Origin of the sequence: Bradyrhizobium sp. 21 (genome assembly GCF_023073335.1) — a bacterium.
In the GTDB taxonomy this organism is placed as follows: domain Bacteria; phylum Pseudomonadota; class Alphaproteobacteria; order Rhizobiales; family Xanthobacteraceae; genus Bradyrhizobium.
Genome location: NZ_JADPJG010000008.1, coordinates 206,502 through 227,735, shown reverse-complemented (window position 1 = coordinate 227,735; position 21,234 = coordinate 206,502). Strand labels below are relative to the sequence as shown.

General features: G+C 64.9%; 23 protein-coding genes. 10 read left to right on the top strand and 13 right to left on the bottom strand.

Annotated features, from left to right (window positions below; translation table 11 throughout):
* Nucleotides 1-29 precede the first annotated feature (29 nt).
* Entirely contained in the window at nt 30-401 is a 372-nt protein-coding gene (locus IVB31_RS12995; protein WP_247322612.1) for a response regulator, read from the bottom strand.
* A 226-nt stretch (nt 402-627) separates the two neighbouring features.
* On the opposite strand from IVB31_RS12995, the gene IVB31_RS12990 reads away from it, so the two are divergent.
* Nucleotides 628-1,278 carry a protein-L-isoaspartate(D-aspartate) O-methyltransferase gene (locus IVB31_RS12990; RefSeq protein ID WP_247322610.1) on the top strand — a complete coding sequence of 217 codons (651 nt, stop codon included), beginning with the start codon at nt 628-630 and terminating at the stop codon, nt 1,276-1,278.
* 109 nt (nt 1,279-1,387) lie between these two features.
* Nucleotides 1,388-2,785, top strand: coding sequence for a LysM peptidoglycan-binding domain-containing M23 family metallopeptidase (locus IVB31_RS12985; protein WP_247322607.1), 1,398 nt, complete (start codon nt 1,388-1,390; stop codon nt 2,783-2,785).
* Nucleotides 2,786-2,938: 153 nt separating this feature from the next.
* On the opposite strand, the gene IVB31_RS12980 is transcribed toward IVB31_RS12985, so the two are convergent.
* Nucleotides 2,939-3,931 carry an ATP-binding protein gene (locus IVB31_RS12980; protein ID WP_247322605.1) on the bottom strand — a complete coding sequence of 331 codons (993 nt, stop codon included), beginning with the start codon at nt 3,929-3,931 and terminating at the stop codon, nt 2,939-2,941.
* A 180-nt stretch (nt 3,932-4,111) separates the two neighbouring features.
* On the opposite strand from IVB31_RS12980, the gene yajC reads away from it, so the two are divergent.
* The 6 genes from yajC to IVB31_RS12950 all read left to right on the top strand — a co-directional run bounded on the left by yajC (nt 4,112) and on the right by IVB31_RS12950 (nt 9,782).
* On the top strand, nt 4,112-4,489 hold the full coding sequence (gene yajC / locus IVB31_RS12975; RefSeq protein WP_247322602.1) for a preprotein translocase subunit YajC: 378 nt from the start codon (nt 4,112-4,114) through the stop codon (nt 4,487-4,489).
* A 49-nt stretch (nt 4,490-4,538) separates the two neighbouring features.
* On the top strand, nt 4,539-6,143 hold the full coding sequence (secD, locus tag IVB31_RS12970) for a protein translocase subunit SecD (protein ID WP_247322600.1): 1,605 nt from the start codon (nt 4,539-4,541) through the stop codon (nt 6,141-6,143).
* A gap of 10 nt (nt 6,144-6,153) precedes the next feature.
* On the top strand, nt 6,154-7,173 hold the full coding sequence (secF, locus tag IVB31_RS12965; RefSeq protein ID WP_247322598.1) for a protein translocase subunit SecF: 1,020 nt from the start codon (nt 6,154-6,156) through the stop codon (nt 7,171-7,173).
* 61 nt (nt 7,174-7,234) lie between these two features.
* On the top strand, nt 7,235-7,618 hold the full coding sequence (locus tag IVB31_RS12960; RefSeq protein ID WP_247322596.1) for an Mth938-like domain-containing protein: 384 nt from the start codon (nt 7,235-7,237) through the stop codon (nt 7,616-7,618).
* 10 nt (nt 7,619-7,628) lie between these two features.
* Nucleotides 7,629-8,492, top strand: coding sequence for a phytoene/squalene synthase family protein (locus IVB31_RS12955; RefSeq protein WP_247322594.1), 864 nt, complete (start codon nt 7,629-7,631; stop codon nt 8,490-8,492).
* A gap of 45 nt (nt 8,493-8,537) precedes the next feature.
* Nucleotides 8,538-9,782, top strand: a complete 1,245-nt coding sequence (locus tag IVB31_RS12950) for a threonine ammonia-lyase (RefSeq protein WP_247322592.1) — start codon at nt 8,538-8,540, stop codon at nt 9,780-9,782.
* Nucleotides 9,783-9,809: 27 nt separating this feature from the next.
* On the opposite strand, the gene IVB31_RS12945 is transcribed toward IVB31_RS12950, so the two are convergent.
* The gene (locus IVB31_RS12945; RefSeq protein WP_247322676.1) at nt 9,810-11,363 is read right to left on the bottom strand and encodes a winged helix-turn-helix domain-containing protein; all 1,554 of its coding nucleotides are present in this window, start codon (nt 11,361-11,363) and stop codon (nt 9,810-9,812) included.
* A 127-nt stretch (nt 11,364-11,490) separates the two neighbouring features.
* Between IVB31_RS12945 and IVB31_RS12940 the strand changes: the two genes are divergently transcribed.
* Nucleotides 11,491-11,952, top strand: a complete 462-nt coding sequence (locus tag IVB31_RS12940; protein WP_247322590.1) for a cupin domain-containing protein — start codon at nt 11,491-11,493, stop codon at nt 11,950-11,952.
* A gap of 27 nt (nt 11,953-11,979) precedes the next feature.
* On the opposite strand, the gene IVB31_RS12935 is transcribed toward IVB31_RS12940, so the two are convergent.
* From IVB31_RS12935 to IVB31_RS12905, 7 genes are all read right to left on the bottom strand, one after another.
* Nucleotides 11,980-13,158, bottom strand: a complete 1,179-nt coding sequence (locus IVB31_RS12935) for an aminotransferase class V-fold PLP-dependent enzyme (protein ID WP_247322588.1) — start codon at nt 13,156-13,158, stop codon at nt 11,980-11,982.
* Nucleotides 13,159-13,234: 76 nt separating this feature from the next.
* Complete coding sequence (locus IVB31_RS12930) at nt 13,235-13,798, bottom strand: CAP domain-containing protein (RefSeq protein ID WP_247322586.1); 564 nt, start codon at nt 13,796-13,798, stop codon at nt 13,235-13,237.
* A gap of 95 nt (nt 13,799-13,893) precedes the next feature.
* Nucleotides 13,894-14,988, bottom strand: coding sequence for a serine/threonine protein kinase (locus IVB31_RS12925; RefSeq protein ID WP_247322574.1), 1,095 nt, complete (start codon nt 14,986-14,988; stop codon nt 13,894-13,896).
* Between the two features lie 7 nt (nt 14,989-14,995).
* Complete coding sequence (trmFO, locus tag IVB31_RS12920; RefSeq protein WP_247322572.1) at nt 14,996-16,420, bottom strand: methylenetetrahydrofolate--tRNA-(uracil(54)-C(5))-methyltransferase (FADH(2)-oxidizing) TrmFO; 1,425 nt, start codon at nt 16,418-16,420, stop codon at nt 14,996-14,998.
* Between the two features lie 125 nt (nt 16,421-16,545).
* Nucleotides 16,546-16,698: a DUF1127 domain-containing protein gene (locus tag IVB31_RS12915; RefSeq protein ID WP_148739724.1), complete on the bottom strand. Its 153-nt coding sequence runs from the start codon at nt 16,696-16,698 to the stop codon at nt 16,546-16,548.
* Between the two features lie 602 nt (nt 16,699-17,300).
* A complete protein-coding gene (locus IVB31_RS12910) occupies nt 17,301-18,125 on the bottom strand; it encodes a lytic murein transglycosylase (RefSeq protein WP_247322570.1) in 825 nt (274 codons plus the stop codon).
* A gap of 130 nt (nt 18,126-18,255) precedes the next feature.
* Nucleotides 18,256-19,164 (bottom strand): DUF2189 domain-containing protein, encoded by a 909-nt coding sequence (locus IVB31_RS12905; protein ID WP_247322568.1) that lies wholly within the window; start codon nt 19,162-19,164, stop codon nt 18,256-18,258.
* 335 nt (nt 19,165-19,499) lie between these two features.
* On the opposite strand from IVB31_RS12905, the gene IVB31_RS12900 reads away from it, so the two are divergent.
* Nucleotides 19,500-19,895: a DUF3597 domain-containing protein gene (locus IVB31_RS12900; RefSeq protein ID WP_247322565.1), complete on the top strand. Its 396-nt coding sequence runs from the start codon at nt 19,500-19,502 to the stop codon at nt 19,893-19,895.
* Nucleotides 19,896-19,948: 53 nt separating this feature from the next.
* On the opposite strand, the gene IVB31_RS12895 is transcribed toward IVB31_RS12900, so the two are convergent.
* From IVB31_RS12895 to IVB31_RS12885, 3 genes are all read right to left on the bottom strand, one after another.
* On the bottom strand, nt 19,949-20,224 hold the full coding sequence (locus tag IVB31_RS12895) for a GNAT family N-acetyltransferase (RefSeq protein ID WP_247322563.1): 276 nt from the start codon (nt 20,222-20,224) through the stop codon (nt 19,949-19,951).
* Between the two features lie 267 nt (nt 20,225-20,491).
* The gene (locus IVB31_RS12890) at nt 20,492-20,767 is read right to left on the bottom strand and encodes a GNAT family N-acetyltransferase (protein ID WP_247322562.1); all 276 of its coding nucleotides are present in this window, start codon (nt 20,765-20,767) and stop codon (nt 20,492-20,494) included.
* A gap of 27 nt (nt 20,768-20,794) precedes the next feature.
* Nucleotides 20,795-21,154, bottom strand: coding sequence for a hypothetical protein (locus IVB31_RS12885; RefSeq protein ID WP_247322561.1), 360 nt, complete (start codon nt 21,152-21,154; stop codon nt 20,795-20,797).
* Between the last annotated feature and the right edge of the window lie 80 nt (nt 21,155-21,234).

Below are 21,234 nucleotides of genomic sequence, written 5' to 3'. Positions count from 1 at the left end.
CGACGCTGAAGTTCGATCTGGAACTGAGCTTAGCCGCCGCGAAGCGCGGCTTCGATGGTCCTGCCGAGCGCGTCGAGCTGAAACGGCTTCTGAAGCGCCGGCCGATCTCGGTACTGCTCGGGCAGGCCCGACGAGCCGTATCCGGTGGCGAAGATGAACGGACAGCCCTTCGCCTTGATGACATCGGCGACCGGCGAGATGACCTTGCCGTTGACGTTGACGTCGAGAATGGCGATGTCGAAGTCTGTCGCCTGGGCGAGCCTCATCGCTTCGGTGATGTCGCCCGCCTCAGCCGCGATCTTGTAGCCGAGCTCCTCGAGCATATCCGCGACCATCATCCTGATCATCACCTCGTCTTCGACGAGGAATACAGAGCGGCCGGAAAGCCCCGTGGCGGTCATGGTAGAGTCCTTGCCCATCAGGAAAACGTTCGCAGATAACACGAATCGACGCAATGCGCGTTTCGGCGAACGGATGCCTGAAATGGCCATCGAGGCTCGCCCGTTGCAAGCCAATTTGTGGTCAAATACGCCATCCGAAGGGTATCATGGGTTCCTCGGCAGGAACAGGATTCTCGCAACCCGGGGCTTGGCGCCCCCGGACGACCCTAGACAGCACAAGCAGGCAATGACCTCCCATCAGCACCCGCCGGAAAAGATGATGTTTCAGCTCGCGCTGAGGCGTCGGGGTATCAGCGACCAGGTGGTGCTGCGGACCATGGAGGAGGTGCCGCGCGAGCAGTTCGTCGACGTGGCCGATCGTGACGTCGCCTATCGCGACAGCGCGCTGCCGATCGCCTGCGGGCAGACCATCAGCCAGCCCTTCGTCGTCGCCTATATGACCGAGCAGCTCCAGCTCCGGAAGACGCACCGCGTGCTCGAGATCGGCACCGGCTCGGGCTACCAGGCCGCGGTGCTGTCGCGGCTCGCCGGCCAGGTGTTGACGGTCGAGCGCTACCGCATGCTTGCGGATGCTGCGCGTATCAGGCTTGAAAAGCTCAACTGTCACAATGTCGAGGTGATGCTGGGCGACGGGCTTAATCTGCCTGCCAATATCGGCCCGTTCGACCGCATCATCGTCACCGCCGCGATGGAGCAGCTTCCGGAGAACCTGGTCGAGCGGCTGGAGGTGGGCGGCATCCTGATCGCGCCCGTCGGCCCGCATCAGGGCGTGCAGACGCTGATCCGCCTGAGCCGGACCGAAGCCGGGATCGAGCGCAAGGAACTCGTCGAGGTCCGCTTCGTGCCGGCGCTGCCCGGCGTGGCGCGGGAGCTGTAGAATTCCGGATCGGCTGTGCTGCCAACATCTTATTGGGAGGGTTAAGCCGTTATTTACTCGGCGCGTGTTTACTTAAAAGACCAGTTTTGTTGCGTACGAGTGAGTAACCATGTCTGTTGTCGCCGAGTTGCTTTACTCGCGCCGCGTACCGCAGGTTGCGGTGCTGGCGCTGATCTCCTTCAGCTTCGCGGGGTGCAGCGCCGACATGTCGTCGCGCATGTCCCAGTCGAATTTCTCCAATCCCTTCGCGCAGGACTCGACCGGTTCGGTGCAGCAGGCACCGCCGCCGCAGCGCGAGCTGCCGCAATATTCGCGGCCGCAGACGCAGCCCGGTTATTATCAGTCACAGCCCTTGCCGCCGGCGGTGTCCGCACCGCAATCCTATCCCGTCGCGGGTGGTGGCGGCATGTCCGGAGGCGGCCGCGGCGTCGGATCCTACGCGCCCCCGGCGCAGCCGCATCTGGAGACCACGGCCACCGTACCGCCGCGCTCGGTCGCAGCCGCCCAGCCGGCCGGTGGAACCAAGATCATCGTCGGCACAAGCGACACGCTCGATTTGCTCGCCAAGCGTTATCGCGTCACGCCGCAGGCGATCCTCGCTGCGAACGGCTATAAGGGTCCCCGCGCGCTCTCGCCCGGTCAGCAGTTGATTATCCCGCATCCGAACGCGACCGCTGCTGCGCCTGCGCCGCTGATGGCGCCCGTTGCCGCAGCTCCGGCGCTGGCGCCTGCTGCGAAGCCGGTTGCGGCCGTCGCGGCGCCACCGAGCACCCACTTCGTCAACCACGGCGATACCCTCGTCAGCATCGCCCGCAAGAACCATATCTCGGCGGCTGAACTGGCGCGTGCCAACGGCCTCGCTCCGTCGGCCAAGCTCAAGCTCGGCGCCAAGCTGACCGTGCCGGGTGCAAGGACCGCTGCCATTGCAGCGCCGGTCGCTGCAGCCCCCGTCGGGGCTGCTCCGGTTGCGGGGACGCTGCAGCCCGTGGCTGCGGCTCCCGCGCCCGCCACCAGGATGGCGGCCGTCGCCGCGCCGGTGCAGAGCGCGCGTCTGGCGCAAGCCACGGCCAATGTCGAAGAGAAGACCGCGGAAGCTCCGGCGAAAGCCGCGGAGACCACCAGCGCGCTGCCGACTTTCCGCTGGCCGGTGCGCGGCAAGGTGGTCACGAGCTACGGCGCCAAGACCAATGGCAAGTCCAACGATGGCATCAATCTCGCGGTGCCCGAGGGTACGCCGGTCAAGGCGGCTGAAGACGGCGTCGTCGCCTATTCCGGCAACGAGCTGAAAGGTTATGGCAATCTGGTCCTGGTTCGGCACTCCAACGGCTACGTCACCGCATATGCCCATGCGAGTGAGCTGATGGTGAAGCGCGGCGATACCATCAAGCGCGGTCAGGTCATTGCCAAATCGGGTCAATCCGGGGAGGTGGCGTCGCCGCAGCTCCACTTCGAGATCCGCAAGGGATCGAGCCCGGTTGACCCGCTTCAATTCCTGAACGGGGCGTGAGGCCTGGGTTGCCTCCGCACTGAAGCCGTCGTCGCCCGGCTTGACCGGGCGACCCAGCATTCAGAGAAAATATTGTTGAGCCGATAAGCCGCGGCGTACTGGATTCCCCGCCTTCGCGGGGAATGACAGCGCAGAGTGTAGCGGCAGCTCCCGCTACGTCGCCGCCAGCTTCACGCCGAGCCGGCCCGCCAGCTCCTGCACGAACTGCCAGGCGACGCGGCCCGAGCGCGAGCCGCGCGTCGTCGACCATTCCAGTGCCTCGCGCTCCAGCGCGTCGTCGCCGACCTTGACGCCGAAATGGCCGCAATAGCCGCGCACCATGGCGAGGTATTCCTCCTGGCTGCAACGGTGGAAGCCGAGCCAGAGGCCGAAGCGATCCGACAGCGAGACCTTCTCCTCGACAGCTTCGCCGGGATTGATCGCGGTCGAGCGCTCGTTCTCAATCATCTCGCGCGCCAGCAGATGACGGCGGTTGGAGGTGGCGTAGAGGATGACGTTCTCGGGCCGGCCCTCGATGCCGCCTTCGAGCACCGCCTTGAGCGATTTGTATGAGGCGTCGTTGCCGTCGAAGGAGAGGTCGTCGCAGAACACGATGAAGCGGAAGGACGAGGCGCGAAGCTGCTCCATCAGCGCGGGCAGGCTCTCGATGTCCTCGCGGTGGATCTCAATCAGCTTCAACTTGTTTGCCGGTTTGCGCTCCGCATTGATGCTGGCATGCGCCGCCTTCACCAGCGACGACTTGCCCATGCCGCGCGCGCCCCAGAGCAGGGCGTTGTTGGCGGGCAGGCCGTTGGCGAAGCGCTCGGTGTTCTCTATCAGGATGTCGCGCACCCGATCGACGCCTTTGAGAAGGAACAGCTCAACGCGGCTGACCCGCGGCACACCGGCGAGGCGTCCGTCCGGGTGCCAGACGTAGGCGTCCGCTTGTTTGAACGACTCGCGTTCATCGGCCGGCTTGCCCTGGGCGGCGAGATGCGCCGCAATCGTCTCCAGCGCGCGAACGATGCGCTCCTGGGAGAGGTCCAAGGGTGTCTTCGCGGCCGCTTTGGAAGCCGCCGTGGGGCGTTTTGCCGCGACGCGACCGGGCTTCCTGGCAGGGGTACGGGGGCCTTTGCCGGCCGGGCTTTTGCTTGGTTTTTGGGGCATGTCCGAAGTTCCTGAGAATGCAGCCTTATCGGGCCTGAGGGCGCGCCGCAAGGTGGCCAAATCGACGGTCTGGCAGCGTTGCAATTGGGGCAATGGCCGCTATAGTCCGCGCGAATTTGACCGAGCCGGTCGCCCTCAGGGCCTGACCGGCTTTCCCCCGTTTCCACGAGGATCGTCCGAATGTTCATTACCCCTGCGTATGCCCAGGCTGCGGGCGCCGGCGACACCAACGGCATGTTGATGTCGCTGCTGCCGTTCGCCCTGATCTTCGTGATCATGTACTTCCTGATTCTGCGCCCGCAGCAGAAGAAGGTGAAGGACCACGCCGATCTCGTGAAGAACATCCGCCGCGGCGACACCGTGGTGACCTCGGGCGGCCTCGTCGGCAAGGTCACCAAGGTCGTCGACGACGACCAGATCGAGTTCGAGATCGCCGATGGCGTGCGCGTGCGGCAGATGCGCTCGATGGTCTCCGGCGTGCGCGCCAAGGGCGAGCCGGCCAAGGAATCCAAGGATAGCGCCAAGGAAATCGCCAAGGACGACGCCGCGTCGAAGTGAACGCTTCCGCGAGTCTTTCAAGAATCTCCTGATCTGACAGGTCCAGTCGATGTTGTATTTCACGCGGTGGAAGGCGCTCGGGATTATCCTGACGGCGCTGATCGTGTGCCTCTGCGCGGTCCCGAACTTCTTCCCCGAGGCGCAGGTCAAGACCTGGCCCGCCTGGGCGCAGCGTCGGCTCGTGCTCGGCCTCGATCTTCAGGGCGGCTCCTATTTGCTGCTCGAAGTCGATTCCGCCTATGTGAAGAAGGAACGGCTGGACCAGGTCCGCGACGACATCCGCCGGACGCTGCGCGATGCCAAGATCGGCTTCACCGGCGGCGTGACCGTGCGCAACGACGCGGCCGAGGTTCGCATTACCAAGGAAACCGACGTGCAGCCGGCGTTCGCCAAGCTGCGCGAGCTGTCCCAGCCGCTGGGCGGATTGATGGGCTCCAGCGGTCAGCGCGACCTTGACGTGACCGACGCCGGCGGCGGCGTGATCCGCCTGAGCGTCCCGCAGGCCGCGATGATCGACCGCATGCGCAAGACCATCGAGCAATCGATCCAGATCGTCGAGCGCCGCGTCAACGAGCTCGGCACCGTCGAGCCCGTGATCCAGCGCCAGGGCAACGACCGCATCCTGGTGCAGGTCCCCGGGCTTCAGGACCCGACCCGCCTGAAGAAGCTGCTCGGCGAGACCGCGAAGATGGAATTCCGCATGGTCGATGTGTCCGTGTCGCCGGATCAGGCGCAACAGGGCAGGTTGCCGCCGGAATCCGAGCTGCTGATGAGCGTGTCGCCGCCGCCGACTCCGTATGTGGTCAAGAAGCAGGTGCTGGTCGCCGGTGGCGATCTGATCGATGCCCAGGCGAGCTTCGACCAGCGTACGAGCGAGCCCGTCGTCAGCTTCAAGTTCAATACGTCGGGCGCGCGCAAGTTCGCGCAGGCCACACAAGAGAATGTTGGACTGCCCTTCGCGATCGTCCTCGACAACAAGGTGATCTCTGCGCCCAGGATCAACGAGCCCATCACGGGCGGGCAGGGACAGATTTCGGGCAGCTTCACGGTCCAGTCCGCCAACGATCTCGCGATCCTGATGCGCGCCGGCGCGCTGCCGGCGCCGCTCACGGTGGTCGAGGAGCGCACCGTCGGTCCGGGCCTCGGCCAGGACTCGATCGAGAAGGGTGAGCTTGCGGCTTACGTCGGCTCGATCCTGGTCATCATCTTCATGCTGCTGACCTACCGGCTGTTCGGCGTGTTCGCCAACATTGCGGTGGCCATCAACGTCGCCATGATCTTCGGCCTGCTGTCGCTGCTCAACGCCACGCTGACGCTGCCCGGCATCGCCGGCATCGTGCTTACCGTCGGCATTGCGGTCGATTCCAACGTGCTGATCTACGAGCGAATCCGCGAGGAATTGCGCGGCGGCCGCAACGCGATCTCGGCAATCGACGCCGGCTTCAAGCGGGCGCTTGCGACCATTCTCGATTCCAACATCACCACCTTCATTGCCGCCGCGGTGCTGTTCTACATCGGCACCGGCCCGGTGCGCGGCTTTGCCGTGACGCTCGGCATCGGCATCATCACCACGGTATTCACCGCCTTCACCATGACCCGGCTGATCGTCGCCTGGTGGGTGCGGTGGAAGCGGCCGCAGAGCGTGCCGATCTAGGAGCCTGATCGTGACTCACTATGTTCTCATCGGGCTCGGCATCCTCATTGCCATCCTCACCGTGGTCGCAGCCCTCGGCCTGCTGCCGTCGCTGCGCATCGTCCCGGACGATACGCATTTCGACTTCACGCGCTTCCGCCGCATCAGCTTCCCGATCTCGGCGGCGCTGTCGATCGTGGCGATCACGCTGTTTTTCACCCACGGCCTGAACCTCGGTATCGACTTCAAGGGTGGCACGCTGCTGGAGGTGCGGGCCAAGTCCGGCGCCGCCGACATCGCAGCGATGCGTACGACGCTGGATGGCTTGCGTCTTGGCGAAATCCAGCTGCAGCAGTTTGGCGGCCCCGAGAACGTCTTGATCCGCGTTGCCGAACAGCCCGGCGGCGACAAGGCGCAGCAAGAGGCCGTGCAGAAGGTGCGCGCCGCTCTCGGCGATTCCATCGAATACCGCCGTGTCGAGGTGCTAGGTCCGCGCGTCGCCGGAGAGCTCCTGGCCTACGGCATGCTCGGCCTGATGCTCGCGATCATCGCGATCCTGATCTATCTCTGGTTTCGCTTCGAATGGCAGTTCGCGCTGGGCGCCATGATCGCCAACGTGCACGACATCGTGTTGACGATCGGTTTCATGTCGATCAGCCAGGTCGATTTCGACCTGACCAGCATCGCGGCGCTCCTGACCATCCTTGGCTATTCGCTCAACGACACCGTCGTCATCTACGACCGTATCCGCGAGATGCTGCGGCGCTACAAGAAGATGCCGATGCCGCAGCTGCTCAACGAGTCCATCAACTCGACGCTGTCACGTTCGATCATCACCCACTTCACCGTGACGCTGGCGCTGCTGGCGCTGCTGCTGTTCGGCGGTCACGCCATCCACAGCTTTACCGCGGTGATGATGTTCGGCGTGGTGCTGGTCGGCACCTACACCTCGATTTTCATCGCGGCGCCGATCCTGATCTATCTCGGCGTCGGCGAGCATCGCGAAGATGCGCGCGATGCGGCTACGCCGGCGAAGAAAAGCAAGGCATGATCCGAACCGTATTGCCCTCGCAGGCGTTTGCGAGGGCAATAAGCCAATTCGGACGAAGCTGATGGCCGGCGAACCCAACGCTCCGCATTTCCCGCGCTCGGCGCCGATCGAAGCCTATGGCAAGGGCGGCTTCGCCTTTGCCGGTATGTCGCACCGGGGCTCACTGCTCTGCCTGCCTGAGGCGATCTGGGCCTGGGACGTGACGGACCCAGCGCGGATCGACCGCTATTCGCTGGAGCGGGTGTTCACGGCCGCCAACAGCATCGACACGCTTCTGATCGGGACGGGAACCGGCGTGTGGCTGCCGCCGCCGGAGCTGCGCCAGGCGTTGAAAGCGGTGAGGGTGGTGCTGGACACGATGCAGACCGGCCCCGCCGTGCGCACCTACAACATCATGATCGGCGAACGGCGGCGCGTCGCCGCCGCGCTGATCGCCGTGCCATGAATCGCCGTATATGAGCAGCTCCTCGCCGCCGCCCGATTCCGCTGCCTTCTGCGCCGACCTCGTGCGCAGCCACGACTTCTCCCGCTATGCCGCGACCCTGTTCGCGCCCGCCGCCGAGCGCCGCGCGCTGCTGGCGCTCTATGCTTTCAATGTCGAGATCGTCCGCGTCCGCGATCAGGTGAGCCAGCCCTTGCCCGGCGAAATCCGCCTGCAATGGTGGACCGACATGCTGTCAGGCCAGGTCCACGGCAGCGCCGAGGGCAATCCGGTGGCGGCGGAGCTGCTGCGCGCAATCCGCGATTTCGACCTGCCGGTCGAGCCGCTGTCGCTGCTGGCCGACGAGCATCAGTTCGATCTCTACAACGATCCGATGCCGACCGTGGCGGCGCTGGAGGGCTATCTGGCCGCGACTTGCTCGGCGTTGTTCGCCCTCGCGGCACGGATCATGGCGTCGCCTTTGGAAGCAGCCGAGCATCTCGCGCGGCATGCCGGGCTGGCCCAGGGCATCGCGCAAATCATCGCCAACTTGCCGCGTGATGCCGCGCACCGGCAATTGTTCCTGCCGCAGCAGGTTCTGGCGAGCCACGATTGCAACATGGAGGATGTGTTCGCCGGCAAGGAGACGTCAAATCTGCGCGCCGTGCTGGACCAACTCGCGGGCGAGGCCGGGCAGCATTTGACCACGGCCGTGTCGCTGTTGGCGGAGGTGCCGCCGTCGGCACGGCCGGCGTTTCTGCCGCTGAGCCAGGTACGGGCCGACCTCGATCGCCTGTTGCAGCCCGGGCGCAATCCGTTTACGCCGCAGCAATCGTCGCGGCTGCGCACGCTGTGGACGCTGTGGCGAGCCTCGCGTTCGCGGGAATTTACCAAATAGCGGTTGGCTTATCGCCTCGACCTGCCAAATGCTCTATGCTGTCCCATGGCTGACCGGTCCCAAAGCAAGTCCTCTGATCTCAGCGGCCTTCCGGTCGCGCCTGATGACATTCATGCTGCCGCCGAGACCATCCGCGGCGCCGTCGTCGAGACGCCCTGTGGCCATAGCCGCACGCTGAGCAATATCTGCGGCTGCGACATCTGGCTGAAATTCGAGAACCTCCAGTTCACCTCCTCGTTCAAGGAGCGCGGCGCGCTTAATCGCCTGACAGCGCTGACGGCAGAGGAGCGCGCGCGGGGCGTTGTCGCGATGTCAGCGGGTAACCACGCGCAGGGCGTTGCCTATCACGCCAAGCGGCTCGGCATTCCCGCCACCATCGTGATGCCGGTCGGCACGCCCATGGTGAAGGTCGAGAACACCAGGCACCACGGCGCCGAGGTGGTCGTGACAGGCGCGACGCTCGAAGAGGCTGCTGCGTATGCGCGCAGCCATGGCGAAGCCCGCGGCATGATCTTCGTCCACCCGTACGACGATCCGCTTGTCATCGCGGGGCAGGGCACGGTCGGGCTGGAGATGCTGAAGGCCGTGCCGGAGCTCGACACGCTGGTCGTTCCGATCGGCGGCGGCGGCCTGATCAGCGGCATCGCCATTGCCGCGAAATCGGTCAAGCCATCGCTGCGGATCCTCGGCGTCGAGGCCTGGCTTTATCCCTCGATGTACAATGCCATCCATGACGGCAATCTCCCCGCGCGCGGCGACACGCTCGCCGAAGGCATCGCGGTGAAATCGCCCGGCAAGATCACGACCGAAATCGTCCGCCGGCTCGTCGACGACATCGCGCTGGTGAACGAAGCCGAGCTCGAGCGGGCGGTCGCAACGCTGATCTCGATCGAGAAGACGGTCGTCGAAGGCGCCGGCGCCGCCGGCCTCGCCGCGCTGATGTCCGACCCGTCCCGTTTCGCCGGCCAGAAGGTTGGCCTGGTGCTGAGCGGCGGCAATATCGACACACGGCTGATCGCCTCGGTCTTGACGCGCGAGCTCGCGCGCGAGGGACGGCTGACCCAATTGTCGCTCGATATCCCCGACAGGCCCGGCCAACTGGCTGCGGTCGCGGCACTGCTGGCCGAGGCCGGCGCCAACATTATCGAGGTCTCGCATCAGCGCACGTTCTCGGACCTGCCGGCCAAGGCGACGCTGCTGCAACTCGTCATCGAGACCCGCGACAGCGCCCATCTCAACGAGGTCATGGCCAAGCTCAGTGCATCCGGACTGAGTGCGCGCTGCACCTGAGGGGTGCGTCGAGACGTCAATTGACCGCTATTCCGGCAAGCCTGCGGCACAAAGCGCATCGCCGAGAGACGACGCAAGCGCCGGAGCGCAGTTGACACCCGAGAACTGGCGGCTGTAACGAAATGTCGGGTGCAACTCGATGACCCGCGCTGCCGCTGCGCGCGCTTCCTGCAACCGTCCGAGCTTGGCGAGCGCAGCGGCCAATTGCACGTAGGTGATGCTGTGACGGGGATTGGCCTGAACCGAACGGTAAGCGGCTCGACAGGCCTCCTCATATCGACCACGGTGGAAATGTCCCAACGCCTGTGCGTCGAATGCCGCGAAAGCCCAGGAATCGAACGGGCTGAGCCGCATGCCTTGTTCGCTCCATTCGATCGCGCGGTCGGCGTCCCCGCCCCAGCCAAGCATGACGCTGCCGAGGATGTAAGTCAGCGCCGATGAAGGGCTGATGACGACTGCGGCCTCGAGTGCGGTGAAGGCAGCGTAGCGATCGTGCCCGTCCATGCCGATCGAAAAACCGGCTAACGTGAGCGCAAGCGCGTCATCTTGTCCGTGGGCGATGGCCGACCGGGCGTGGCGAATGGATGCCGCGCGATTGATCTCCTGCAAGCCGGCCCGAAGGAACAGACAGTGATGGCACATCGCGGCATTGCCGTGCGCCAGCGCGTAGTCGGGTTCGAGCGCGATTGAGCGTTCGAGCAGCACAAGCGCCCGCGTGACGTGCTCAGGCATTCCGGAATCGACGTCCGGCTGGGCCCGCAGGACGAGATCATAGGCATCGAGGCTGTCGGGCCGCTTGCGTTTGACCCTGTTGATCTCGGCGCGCCGCAGGCTCGGCGCAATCGCGCCGACGACCGACATGGTGACTTCATCCTGGAGTGCGAAAATATCCGCGAACCGGCGGTCATATCGGTCGGCCCAAACGTGCGTGCCGGTCGAGGCGTCGATCAGCTGACCTGTGATGCGCACCGTGGTGCCGATCTTTCTGACGCTGCCTTCCAGCACGTATCGGACGCCGAGCTCGCGGCCGACCTTCTTCACGTCCACTGCACGGCCCTTGTAGGTGAACGTCGAGTTCCGCGCGATCACGAACAGCCAGTTGATGCGGGCAAGGCCGGTGATTATGTCGTCAACCATGCCGTCGGCAAAGTAGTCCTGCTCCGTATCTCCGCTCAGGTTTGCAAAGGGCAACACCGCGATGGATGGCCTATCGGGTAGTGTCAGCGTTTGGGCCTCGAAGGCGATCGATCCGCAGTCTGGATTGGATGTCGTCACGGCCGGGCCGACGTAGCGATAGCCGCGCCGCGGCAGGGTCTCGATCCAATCCGCCTCTCCGGAGATATCCGCCAGCGTGCGCCGTACGGCCGCGATCTGGACGGTGAGATTGCTGTCCTCGATCGCTTGCGCCGGCCACGCCGCGTCGATCAGGGCATCCTTGGACACCGGCGAGCCGGCGCGCCGTACCAGGAGGGCCAAAAGCAGCACGGCGCGCTGACCGAGTGGAATGGGCTCGGCACCGTGGAAGAGGATCCCCGCCTCCGGGTCGATGCGGAACGGACCAAATTCAAGGATCGCGGCCATGGCCAAAGAAGGGCACATTTCGCAGGTTTTTTGCAATGCTTTCCGGACGGCTTCACGACTTTCCGGCGTGGCCGAACCATCGTAGCGGGGCTTTCGAGTGGTGCGGCAATGAGCCATGGAGGGTTACATGAACGCCAAACCGGTCATCCGCAGGCCCGGCGAGACCAAGGGGATCATGCTGCGCGGCCAACCGATGGCCTTCCTTGTTACCGGGGAGGACACCAGGCACACCAGCATGTTCGACTGGACGATCCCGGCAGGGTTCGCCACCGGGCGGCACGTTCATCGCGTGCAGGAAGAAACCTTCTACGTGCTGGAGGGCGAGTGCGAATGGCATGTCGGCGACGAGGTGGTCCGGGCGACGCCGGGGACGTACCTGTTCATTCCTCCCGGCGTCCCCCACAACATCACCAATGTCAGCGAGAGGTCCGCCCGCGTGCTCATGACAGTGTCCCCGCCGGGGCACGAACACTATTTCGAGGAACTGGCCAGGCTGACCGCAAGCGGAACGCCAGATGCAAAAGCCATCAGCGAATTGCGCGCCCGCTTCGATACCGACCAGCTCTCGGCGCTAACGACAAGAACTTGATGTTCGGGCGTGGCGCGACGGCTCTCGCTATCGCGGCGCCAAACCCGCGAGGTGGCCGATCAGCCGGTCGATCTCGGATTCCGTGTTGTAGTAATGCGGGGAGGCGCGCACGACCGGCGGCAGCGAGCGGACTTCCGCATCGATGCGGGTGCTCGCGGGATCTGAAGCGCCGATGGTGATGCCCGCCGCAGCGGCGCTGCGGACGATGGCATCCGCCTCATACCCCTCCATCGTGAAGCTGATGATTGCGCCCGGCGTGCGTCCGAGGTCGCGAATGGTGACGCCGCGAATGGACGCGAGGCCGTTGCGAAGACGGCCCGCAAGTAGACGGCAGCGCTGCTCGATGGGGCCGAGGCCGATCGCGAGAGCGTAGTCGACAGCTGCGCCCAGACCGAGCCGGGCCGCGTAATTGTTCTCCCAGGTCTCGAAGCGGCGCGCGTCGTCGCGCAGTTGATAGGCGTCCCGCGAGACCCACGGCGCCGCGAAGTGATCGATCATGGGCGGCTCGAGCTGGTGTAGCAGCGGCCGGCGGACATAGAGGAAGCCAGTGCCGCGGGGGCCGCGCAGGAATTTGCGTCCCGTCGCCGACAGCATGTCACAGCCGAGGGCTTCGACGTCGACCTCCATCTGGCCGATCGCCTGACAGGCGTCGAGCAGATAGGGAATGCCGTGCGCCCGCGCGACCTTGCCGATCGCGGCCGCGGGATTGACCAGCCCGCCATTGGTCGGAACCCAGGTGATCGCGATGAGTTTGACGCGCTCATCGATCATGCGTTCGAGCGCGTCGACATCGAGCTCGCCGCTCGCATCGCTGGGCACCACGTCGATGATTGCGCCCGTACGCCTGGCGACTTGAAGGAAGGCGACATAGTTGGCGGCGTATTCCGCTTCGGCCGTCAGGATCCGCTCGCCCTTGCGAAATGGAAGCGAATAGAACGCCATCTGCCAAGCAACCGTCGCATTCTCCATGAGAGCGATCTCGTCGGGCGCGGCATTCAGCAGGCGGGCCACCGAGCCGTAGACCGCGTCGAGCCGATCGGACTCGCGGTCGGCAGCGGCATAGCCTCCGATCTCGGTCTCCAGATCGATATGCCCTTTCATCGCCGCGACAACCGGCGCCGGCATGAGAGCTGCGCCTGCATTGTGGAGATAGGCAAGGCGCGAGGTGGCCGGCGTGTCGGCCCGGATTCGGTCGATGTCGATCAACAGCGCCTCCATCTATCGCGATCTCTGTGCAGGAATTAGACGCGTTGAGGAATGCGAACAAGATGTCCGGCAGCAATCAGATGCACAGACCGAGCAGCTTGATGTGGCAGTTACTGGATTTCGGCTTGCTTGCCGGCGCGGCCTCGCGCTTCACGGCGACCAGCGGCTCGGTGTCCTTTCTGCCTTTGCCCTTGTCCTTGCCTTTGGGCTCATAGTCGCCGGCAATCACCATGGCCCAATAGGTGCGCTTGCCGCTGGCATTTTTGGCGCTCGCGATCCCGACGCGGGAGGCGTTGTGCAGCAGCAGGTTCTTGCGGTGCCCGGACGAGTCGATCCACTGTCCCAGCGTTTTCTCGAAATTGTCGTAGCCGTAGGCGATGTTCTCGGCGGCGCGGCCCGCGCCGGCCGGGGCGACGCGTCGGTTGAACGGCCCGAGCGCGTCGTGGCTGAGATCGTCCTTCGCCGCCATCGCGCGCGCCTGATCCATGGCAATGCGGTCGAGGGTTGAATCGCGGACGACGCGGACCTCGCCATGCTTGAGGCGGAAGCTGGAGATCTGCTCGGACGGGGATTCGGCCATCGCGGGCGCGGTGGCCAGCAGCAGAAGGCCGGCGATCAAGCCGCCAGCCACACGATGCATCGTCGTCCCCTGAGCGCCCATAACCGCAGCCAAGCCTGAATGATCCGACCGCTTCTCTAACGCCAATGTGGACGCTTCATGGCGTTCGACGCCCGTTAGCCCGCCGGCAGGTCCGCCTCGAAATTGAAGCGGTCGCGCAGGTTCTTGCGCTGCTCCAGGATGTCCTTGAGGAAGGCCCGGTCCTGGTCGTTCTTCATCATCGGCTCGATCAGGTCGAGCTGGTTCATGGCGACCAGCTGGAGGATCTCGGTGCGCGGCTTGCCGCCGGCATCGCGCGGCAACGCGTGCACCACCTGGATGTGTTCGGGCGGCTTCGGCCCCTTGGCGGCGGCAAGCTCGTTCCGCAATTGGCCCTCGAGCGCAGCCTGATCGGCTTCGACGAAGGCATAGAGCCCGACGCCGGAGCGGCGGTCGGCAAAGGCGACGATGGCGGCGTCGCGCACGGCGGGGTTCTTGCGGATCAGTTCCGCCAGCACCGGCGCGTCGTTGACGAGCCGGCGACCGCCGCCCTCACGGTCGGTGAAATTGAACAGGCCCCGGGTGATCGCGCGATAGACCTTCTTGCCGGTGGCGAGCCACAAGCTGGCGGCGAACGACTTCTTCGCCAGCATTTTTCGCTCGCGCGGCGTCAGCGCCTCGGGCGCGTAGGAGCGCTTGTGCTTGAGCAGATGGCGGAGGTCTTCATAGGCGAGGACGCGATAGAGCCGGCCGCGGCGGTTGAAGCAGGCCGCGAGCTGGAAGTCGGTCACATAAGCGCGCCCGTCGCGGCCGACCAGCCAGTTCTGTTCCTTGGCGAGATCGTTGTGGCAGATGCCGGCGCGGCGCAGCCGGCGCAGCGCGGCCTTGGCCGAGCGGAAATAAGCGAGGTCGCCGTGCGGTTTGGCCAGATGCAGCGCGACACCATCGACGAAGCTGCGCACCAGCGCGCGGCGCCCGGACCACAGCAACTCGGGGCCGACGTCGAGGCCTTTGGCGAGTGCCAGCGCGTGCTTCTCGCGCGCGAACAGATGGCGCGCCAAAGGGAATGACCACCACGGCACTTCGTCGAGGCGGCGCAGCACGGCGTCGACCTCGCCGCTGTCGCCGCGGAAGCGGCCGCGCTCGACGGTCGAGAACACGTCGCGCTTGAGCAGCACGCCCTCGGTCCAGCGCGCCGAGAGTGTTGCGGCGTCGTCTTTGGGAAGGTTCATCGAAAACTCACGCCGCAGCGGCAATGCGCAGGTGATCGGCGATCCAGCGATCGAGATCGGCGAGCGCCAGTGCGCTCATCGCCTGCTTCTTGGCCACCGTCTTCTCGTTGCCGCGCAGCCGGCTTCCGTCGGGCTTCTTCGTCGGTGCGCTGGCGAGCGGCGGGAACAGGCCGAAATTGATGTTCATCGGCTGGAACGAGCGCGTGCCCGGCTCGATGGTCTCGATATGGCCGCCGGTGATGTGACCGAGCAGGGACCCGAGCGCCGTGGTGCCCGGTGGGCTCGCAAGTGTCTCGCCGCGCGCATCCGCGGCCGCATAGAGGCCGGCGATCAGGCCGACGCTGGCGGATTCCACGTAGCCCTCGCAGCCCGTCATCTGGCCGGCAAAGCGCAGCCGGGGCTGCGCGCGCAGGCGCAACTGGGCGTCGAGCAGCTTGGGCGAGTTGAGGAAGGTGTTGCGATGGAGGCCGCCGAGGCGCGCGAATTCGGCGTTCTGCAGGCCCGGAATGGTGCGGAAGATGCGCTGCTGCTCGCCATATTTCAGCTTCGTCTGGAAGCCGACGATATTGTAGAGCGTGCCGAGCTTGTTGTCCTGGCGCAGCTGCACGATCGCGTAGGCTTTTGTGGTGGGGTCGTGCGGATTGGTGAGGCCGACCGGCTTCATCGGGCCGTGACGCAGCGTTTCGGGGCCGCGCTCCGCCATCACCTCGATCGGCAGGCAGCCGTCGAAATAGGGCGTGTTCTCCCACTCCTTGAACTCGGTCTTCTCGCCGGCGATCAGCGCCGCGACGAAGCCGTCATACTGCTCCTTCGTCATCGGGCAGTTGATATAGTCGGCGCCGGTGCCGCCCGGGCCGACCTTGTCGTACCGCGACTGGAACCAGGCCGCCGACATGTCGATGGATTCGCGGTGCACGATCGGCGCGATCGCGTCGAAGAAGGCGAGCGCGTTCTCGTCCGTCAGCTCGCGTATGGCGTCGGCCAGCGGCGCCGAGGTGAGGGGGCCGGTCGCGACGATGACGTTGCTCCAGTCGGTCGGCGGCAGGCCTGCGACCTCGCCGCGGGCGATCTCGATGAGGGGGTGCTCGTTGAGCGCCTTGGTGACGGCCGCGGAGAAGCCGTCGCGGTCGACCGCCAGCGCGCCGCCGGCCGGCACCTGGTTGGCGTCAGCCGCGCGCATGATGAGCGAGTCGAGCCGGCGCATCTCGGCATGCAGCAAGCCGACGGCGTTGTTGGCGGCATCGTCCGAGCGGAACGAATTGGAGCAGACCAGCTCGGCGAGCCCGTCGGTGCGGTGCGCCTCGGTCATGCGGGTCGGCCGCATCTCGTGCAGCACCACGGGTACGCCTGACTTAGCCACCTGCCAGGCGGCTTCGGAGCCGGCAAGGCCTGCGCCGACGACGTGCACGGAATTGGATTGGGGTCCTGTCATGGGGCGGACAGGTAGCGCTTTTCTGCGGAGAGTGGAATCGCCGAGATTGAGTTTTCTGCACTGGAAACGACAACGCCCGCACGAGGCGGGCGCTATCGGTTCGTCCGGCTAAGGGCTGAACGATATCAGCCCTGATATTCACCGGCGGCAACGCGCGGGATGTCCGAGCGATCGAGGCCGATATCGGCCAATTCGCGATCGCTGAGCTGGGACAGCTCGGCAACATTGCGCTGATAGTCCCGGAAAGCCTGGATCATGCGGATGAGCGAGAGCAGCATTGGTAGTCTCCTGTAGTTCGATTCAACCCTTGCCCGGGCGTCATCGTTGAAATGAATATAGGTGAAGGTCGTGCACTGCGAAAGTTCCGATGTTGCGATGCAGCTAAGCGGGGAGCGCATAGCCCAGGTAAGGAACGCTTAACCTGTTGGCAGTCCCGCCTAAGGCTCAGGCTGAACGGGCTTCGTTAGACCGTAACTATCCGTGAAACCACGGACTTTTCCAATTGATCGATCGCGATCCTCGCGAAAATAAGTCGCATATCCGTGACGTGCAACCCGACTGCTCAGCCTCTGGACCCAAGTCTTGCATGCGCGAATCGCATGAAGGGTCGGGGGCATAAAATGAATATATATCCACTTGTTGGAACGGCGATTCGTGAGGGAGAGCTACCTGGGCGCGATGCACACACGCCCAACGTGTGCTGAGAATTGCACGACGTAATGAAAATCAGAAAATTCACATGCGGGCCTGCGCCGCGCGCAACATCACGCAATTCTCGCGCGGATTTATTGCGGCAAGTTGCGCAAGTAAGAAACTACGAGATGCAAGCGCACCAGGTGGGGCGGGTCGCCGGGCGATCGGCCGTGCGCGTTTTCCTGGGCTAAGGGGCGTGCGCGAGCTGGGTCGCGAAATAAGCGACGGTCTTGGAATAGACCTCGCTCTTGTTCCACTGCTGCAGCACCGCGAAATTTGGAGCGCCGGGCTGCCAATCCTTGCCGCGCTGCCAGCCATAGCCGGAAAGATAATTGGCGGTGGAGGCGAGTACGTCGGGCGCGTTGTGGAGGAGATCGCGCTTGCCGTTGCCGTCGAAATCGACGGCGTATTTCATCCAGGACGACGGCATGAACTGGGTCTGGCCGAGCTCACCGGCCCAGGCGCCCTTCATGTCGCCGGGCGCGAGATCGCCGCGCTGTACGATGCGCAGCGCATCCAGCAGCTCGGCGCGAAACTGCTCGGAGCGACGGCAGTCATAGGCCAGCGTCGCCAGCGAGCGGATGGTCGCGAACTTGCCGGTGTTGACGCCGAAATCGGTCTCGAGACCCCAGATCGCAACCAGCACCTCGCCCGGCACGCCGTAAGTCTGCTCGATGCGGGAGAGCACCGAGCCATATTGCTTCATCATGTTGGAGCCGCGTGTCATCCGCGGCGGCACCATGCGGCCGGAAAACTCTTCAAAGGTCTGGGTGAAGACCTTTTGCGACTTGTCACGGTTGAGCACGCTCTGGTCGAGCGTGACGCCGGCAAGTCCGGCGGTGATGGCCTGTTGCGAGACGCCTTTGGCTGCGGCGTCGGTTTTGAAGTCTGCGAGCCAAGCGTCGAAATTGCCCGAACCGCAGGCAACAGCGGCGAGCGCTGGCTGGGCGGTTAGGATTGACGCGGAGATGGCGAAGGCTGCGAGGGCGAGACGAGAAATCGTCGGGGTCATTCGTGTAAATTAATTCCGTGAAGTGATCTGACCGGCGGGCGCAATCTCGATGGTAACCGCGGCCAAAGCAAGGCGTATGACAGTGTGCGATCCTGCCCGGGCGGGGGCAGGATCGCATGTCACGATTTCGTCAGGCGTCGGTCCGATTGCGCCAGGGGAAGAGGTTGGCGGGGAAGTCGGCGGCCGGCTTGCGCGGACGATGCGGCGGAGGCGGCACCGGACGCGCGCCCGGATCGGACACGATCACCTTGCGGTAGAGATGCCAGGTGGCATGGCCGAGCAAGGGGATCACCACGGCAAGCCCGAGGAAGGCCGGAATCGTGCCCAGCGCCAGCAGGACCGCCACGATCAGGCCCCAGGCGGCCATCGGCACCGGGTTCTTGGCGACGACGCGCAGCGACGTCACCATCGCCTCGAACGCGCCGGCATGGCGATCGAGCATCAGGGGGAACGACACGGCGCTGATGCAGAGCGCGGCGAGCGCGAACAGGAAGCCGGTGCCGCAGCCGACCACGATCAGCCACCAGCCTTGCCGGCTCGTGAGAACGCGGGTGAGAAAATCCGAGATCCCGGATGCGCCCTCATAACCGAACGCCGCGACATAGATCGCCTGTGCGGTCGCGACCCAGGTCACGAACAGGGCGAGCAGCAGCGTGCCGAGGCCGAGCATCGCGCCGAAGGAGGGCGAGCGCAGCACCTCCATGGCATCCCACGCGCTGGCCTCCTCATAACGTTCGCGCCGGCTGGAGAGCTCATAGAGACCGAGCGCCGCGAATGGCCCGATCAGCGCGAAGCCCGCGGCCAGCGGGAACAGCAGCGGCAGCACGGAATAGCCCATCGCCACGCGGGCGATCACGAGGCCCAGCACCGGGTAGATCACGCAGAGGATGATGGCGTGGCTCGGAACCGCCTTGAAATCCTCCCAGCCGCGCCGGAGCACGTCGCGCAGGTCGGAGAGTTGGATGGTTCGGATAACTGGTCCCGCCGCATCGGCGGGCGGGGCCATCGTGGGGACATTGCCCTGGTAGAGTGTCGCCATGGTTGCTAGCTCCCTTGCCGCGCGGCCGAAATTCGCGCCTGCAAACGGCGCCAGCGGCCGCTGTTCTTGGTTGATCGCAATCCCAACCAGACGCGAATTCCGGAGGGCATCGCGAGCTCGACGTCGAGCGTACGCCTGTTTCCGAGTCCTGTCCCTCACGCTTGGGTGAGATTCGATGCCGCAGTGCAATCCCCATGATGTCATTCGGTCGTCATTTCGCCGCAGATAAGCTGATGCTGCTCGTCGGTCCGCGGAACTTCGTGGGCGCAACGACGCAACTTCGTATATAAGTGCCACTCAAGGCCCTTCCAACGGATCCTTTTCGGGGAGCAGACATGAGCATTTTCGGGAAAATTATGGGCGCGATCTTCGGCAGCACTCCTGCTTCCGCCGCGCCCGCAGGCAGCGCACCGTCGGGCTCCGCGCCCGCAGGGGCCGCGCCGGGCACATCGGCGCCAGCGTCCGGGGCAACGGTGGACGTCGCTTCGATCGTCGACGCGGCCGTCGCCGCGCACAAGGGCGAAAAGCTGGAATGGCGCACCTCGATCGTCGACCTCATGAAGGCGCTCGACGTCGATTCCAGCCTCGCTGCGCGCAAGGACCTCGCCAAGGAGCTCGGCTACAGCGGCGACACCAACGATTCCGCGAGCATGAACGTCTGGCTGCACAAGCAGGTGATGTCCAAGCTGGCGGCCAATGGCGGCAAGCTGCCGCCGGAGATCAAGCACTGACCGATGGCTCGGTCGTAATCCAAGGGCCCGCGATCACGCGGGCCCTTCTGCGTTCAGGCGACGAGGTCCGCATCCTCCGGATGCTTGTCGAGATAATCCACGACGAAGCCGCAACCGGCGATCACCTTGTTGCCGTCGCGGCGGATCAATTCCAGCGCGCCCTTGACCAGCTCCGAGGCGATGCCGCGGCCGCGCAGCGCGTGCGGCGTCTCGGTGTGGGTAATGATCAGGGCCGACGGCGTCATGCGGTAATTGGCGAAGGCGATGTCGCTGCCGACATCGAGCTCGAAGCGGCTTCTGTCCTTGTTGTCGCGTACCGATGCCACCATTCAAAATCCTTCCGACGCGTCCCTGTGGCTGCAGTGCGGCAAGACGAGTTTCGCTCTGCGACCATTATGCAGTGACCACAAATAATCCTCGGCGTTGCTCTTGCAAGCTCCATGGCGGTCCCAGGTCCCTTGGCGCGGTGGTGGTGCTGCTCGGCATCCTCCAGCTGTGGCAGGACTCGGATCTCAATGACCAGGACATGCTCAAGCACGGATAACAGGCCGTAGCTATCGTCAGGCCCGCCGGCTACGGGCGGCGGGCCTGTGCTCTCATCTCGTCACGAGATCTGCATAGTCCGGGTGCTTCTCGATCCACGCCTTCACGAACGGGCACTGCGGGATCACCTTCAGGCCTGCCGCACGGACCTGATCGAGCGCGCCTTGCACCAGCTTCGAGCCGACGCCCTTGCCGCCGAGTTCCTTCGGCACGTCCGTATGCTCGAACGTGATGACACCGCCCTCGAGCTTGTAATGTTCGGTTGCAAGATGGCCCTCGACCTCCAGCTCATAGCGCTGCTGGGCTTTGTTGTTGATGATTTCGCTCATGGCGTCTCCGGTCAGCTCTTCGGCCTGTCAATCGGTCGCCTTGGCGAGTCTGGAATCCTCGGGCTGCGGCTGTGGGCGCAGGCAGCCCTGGCAGATGACGAGGGAGTGGTTGACCCTGGCGTCCTGCTCGGCCTCGATGCCGTCCTGTGCCTGCCACCATTCCTTCGAATAGGGTTGAAGTCCGGCTTGCGACCTGTTGCGCTCGGATCGGGCGGCGGTCCGTGTTGGTTCTGAGGCAGGGCGCGGCCGGTTGGGATCCTCGCCGGCGCCATCCCAGGCATAGCGGGCGGGCTTGAAGGCGGGATCGGAAGCCAGATGCGCTTGCGGAGCCATTGCACATCCGGCGAGCGCCAGCGACAACAAGACGACGGCGGGCGCTTTGACCATGATGGGCACTCTGTACGCGAGAACTGCCTGACGTTGCGCCGATCATGTTTAAAATTCCCTGAACGATCGCGGCTGCTCGT

Coding starts and splice junctions, on each gene's coding strand:
- IVB31_RS12950 (WP_247322592.1), top strand. CDS start 8,538: ATGGCTGACCGGTCCCAAAGCAAGTCCTCTGATCTCAGCGGCCTTCCG.
- IVB31_RS12980 (WP_247322605.1), bottom strand. CDS start 3,931: ATGCCCCAAAAACCAAGCAAAAGCCCGGCCGGCAAAGGCCCCCGTACC.
- IVB31_RS12885 (WP_247322561.1), bottom strand. CDS start 21,154: ATGGTCAAAGCGCCCGCCGTCGTCTTGTTGTCGCTGGCGCTCGCCGGA.
- yajC (WP_247322602.1), top strand. CDS start 4,112: ATGTTCATTACCCCTGCGTATGCCCAGGCTGCGGGCGCCGGCGACACC.
- IVB31_RS12985 (WP_247322607.1), top strand. CDS start 1,388: ATGTCTGTTGTCGCCGAGTTGCTTTACTCGCGCCGCGTACCGCAGGTT.
- IVB31_RS12890 (WP_247322562.1), bottom strand. CDS start 20,767: ATGAGCGAAATCATCAACAACAAAGCCCAGCAGCGCTATGAGCTGGAG.
- IVB31_RS12900 (WP_247322565.1), top strand. CDS start 19,500: ATGAGCATTTTCGGGAAAATTATGGGCGCGATCTTCGGCAGCACTCCT.
- IVB31_RS12925 (WP_247322574.1), bottom strand. CDS start 14,988: ATGAACCTTCCCAAAGACGACGCCGCAACACTCTCGGCGCGCTGGACC.
- IVB31_RS12945 (WP_247322676.1), bottom strand. CDS start 11,363: ATGGCCGCGATCCTTGAATTTGGTCCGTTCCGCATCGACCCGGAGGCG.
- IVB31_RS12995 (WP_247322612.1), bottom strand. CDS start 401: ATGACCGCCACGGGGCTTTCCGGCCGCTCTGTATTCCTCGTCGAAGAC.
- IVB31_RS12940 (WP_247322590.1), top strand. CDS start 11,491: ATGAACGCCAAACCGGTCATCCGCAGGCCCGGCGAGACCAAGGGGATC.
- IVB31_RS12905 (WP_247322568.1), bottom strand. CDS start 19,164: ATGGCGACACTCTACCAGGGCAATGTCCCCACGATGGCCCCGCCCGCC.
- IVB31_RS12955 (WP_247322594.1), top strand. CDS start 7,629: ATGAGCAGCTCCTCGCCGCCGCCCGATTCCGCTGCCTTCTGCGCCGAC.
- secD (WP_247322600.1), top strand. CDS start 4,539: ATGTTGTATTTCACGCGGTGGAAGGCGCTCGGGATTATCCTGACGGCG.
- trmFO (WP_247322572.1), bottom strand. CDS start 16,420: ATGACAGGACCCCAATCCAATTCCGTGCACGTCGTCGGCGCAGGCCTT.
- IVB31_RS12960 (WP_247322596.1), top strand. CDS start 7,235: ATGGCCGGCGAACCCAACGCTCCGCATTTCCCGCGCTCGGCGCCGATC.
- IVB31_RS12910 (WP_247322570.1), bottom strand. CDS start 18,125: ATGACCCCGACGATTTCTCGTCTCGCCCTCGCAGCCTTCGCCATCTCC.
- IVB31_RS12895 (WP_247322563.1), bottom strand. CDS start 20,224: ATGGTGGCATCGGTACGCGACAACAAGGACAGAAGCCGCTTCGAGCTC.
- IVB31_RS12990 (WP_247322610.1), top strand. CDS start 628: ATGACCTCCCATCAGCACCCGCCGGAAAAGATGATGTTTCAGCTCGCG.
- IVB31_RS12915 (WP_148739724.1), bottom strand. CDS start 16,698: ATGCTGCTCTCGCTCATCCGCATGATCCAGGCTTTCCGGGACTATCAG.
- IVB31_RS12930 (WP_247322586.1), bottom strand. CDS start 13,798: ATGCATCGTGTGGCTGGCGGCTTGATCGCCGGCCTTCTGCTGCTGGCC.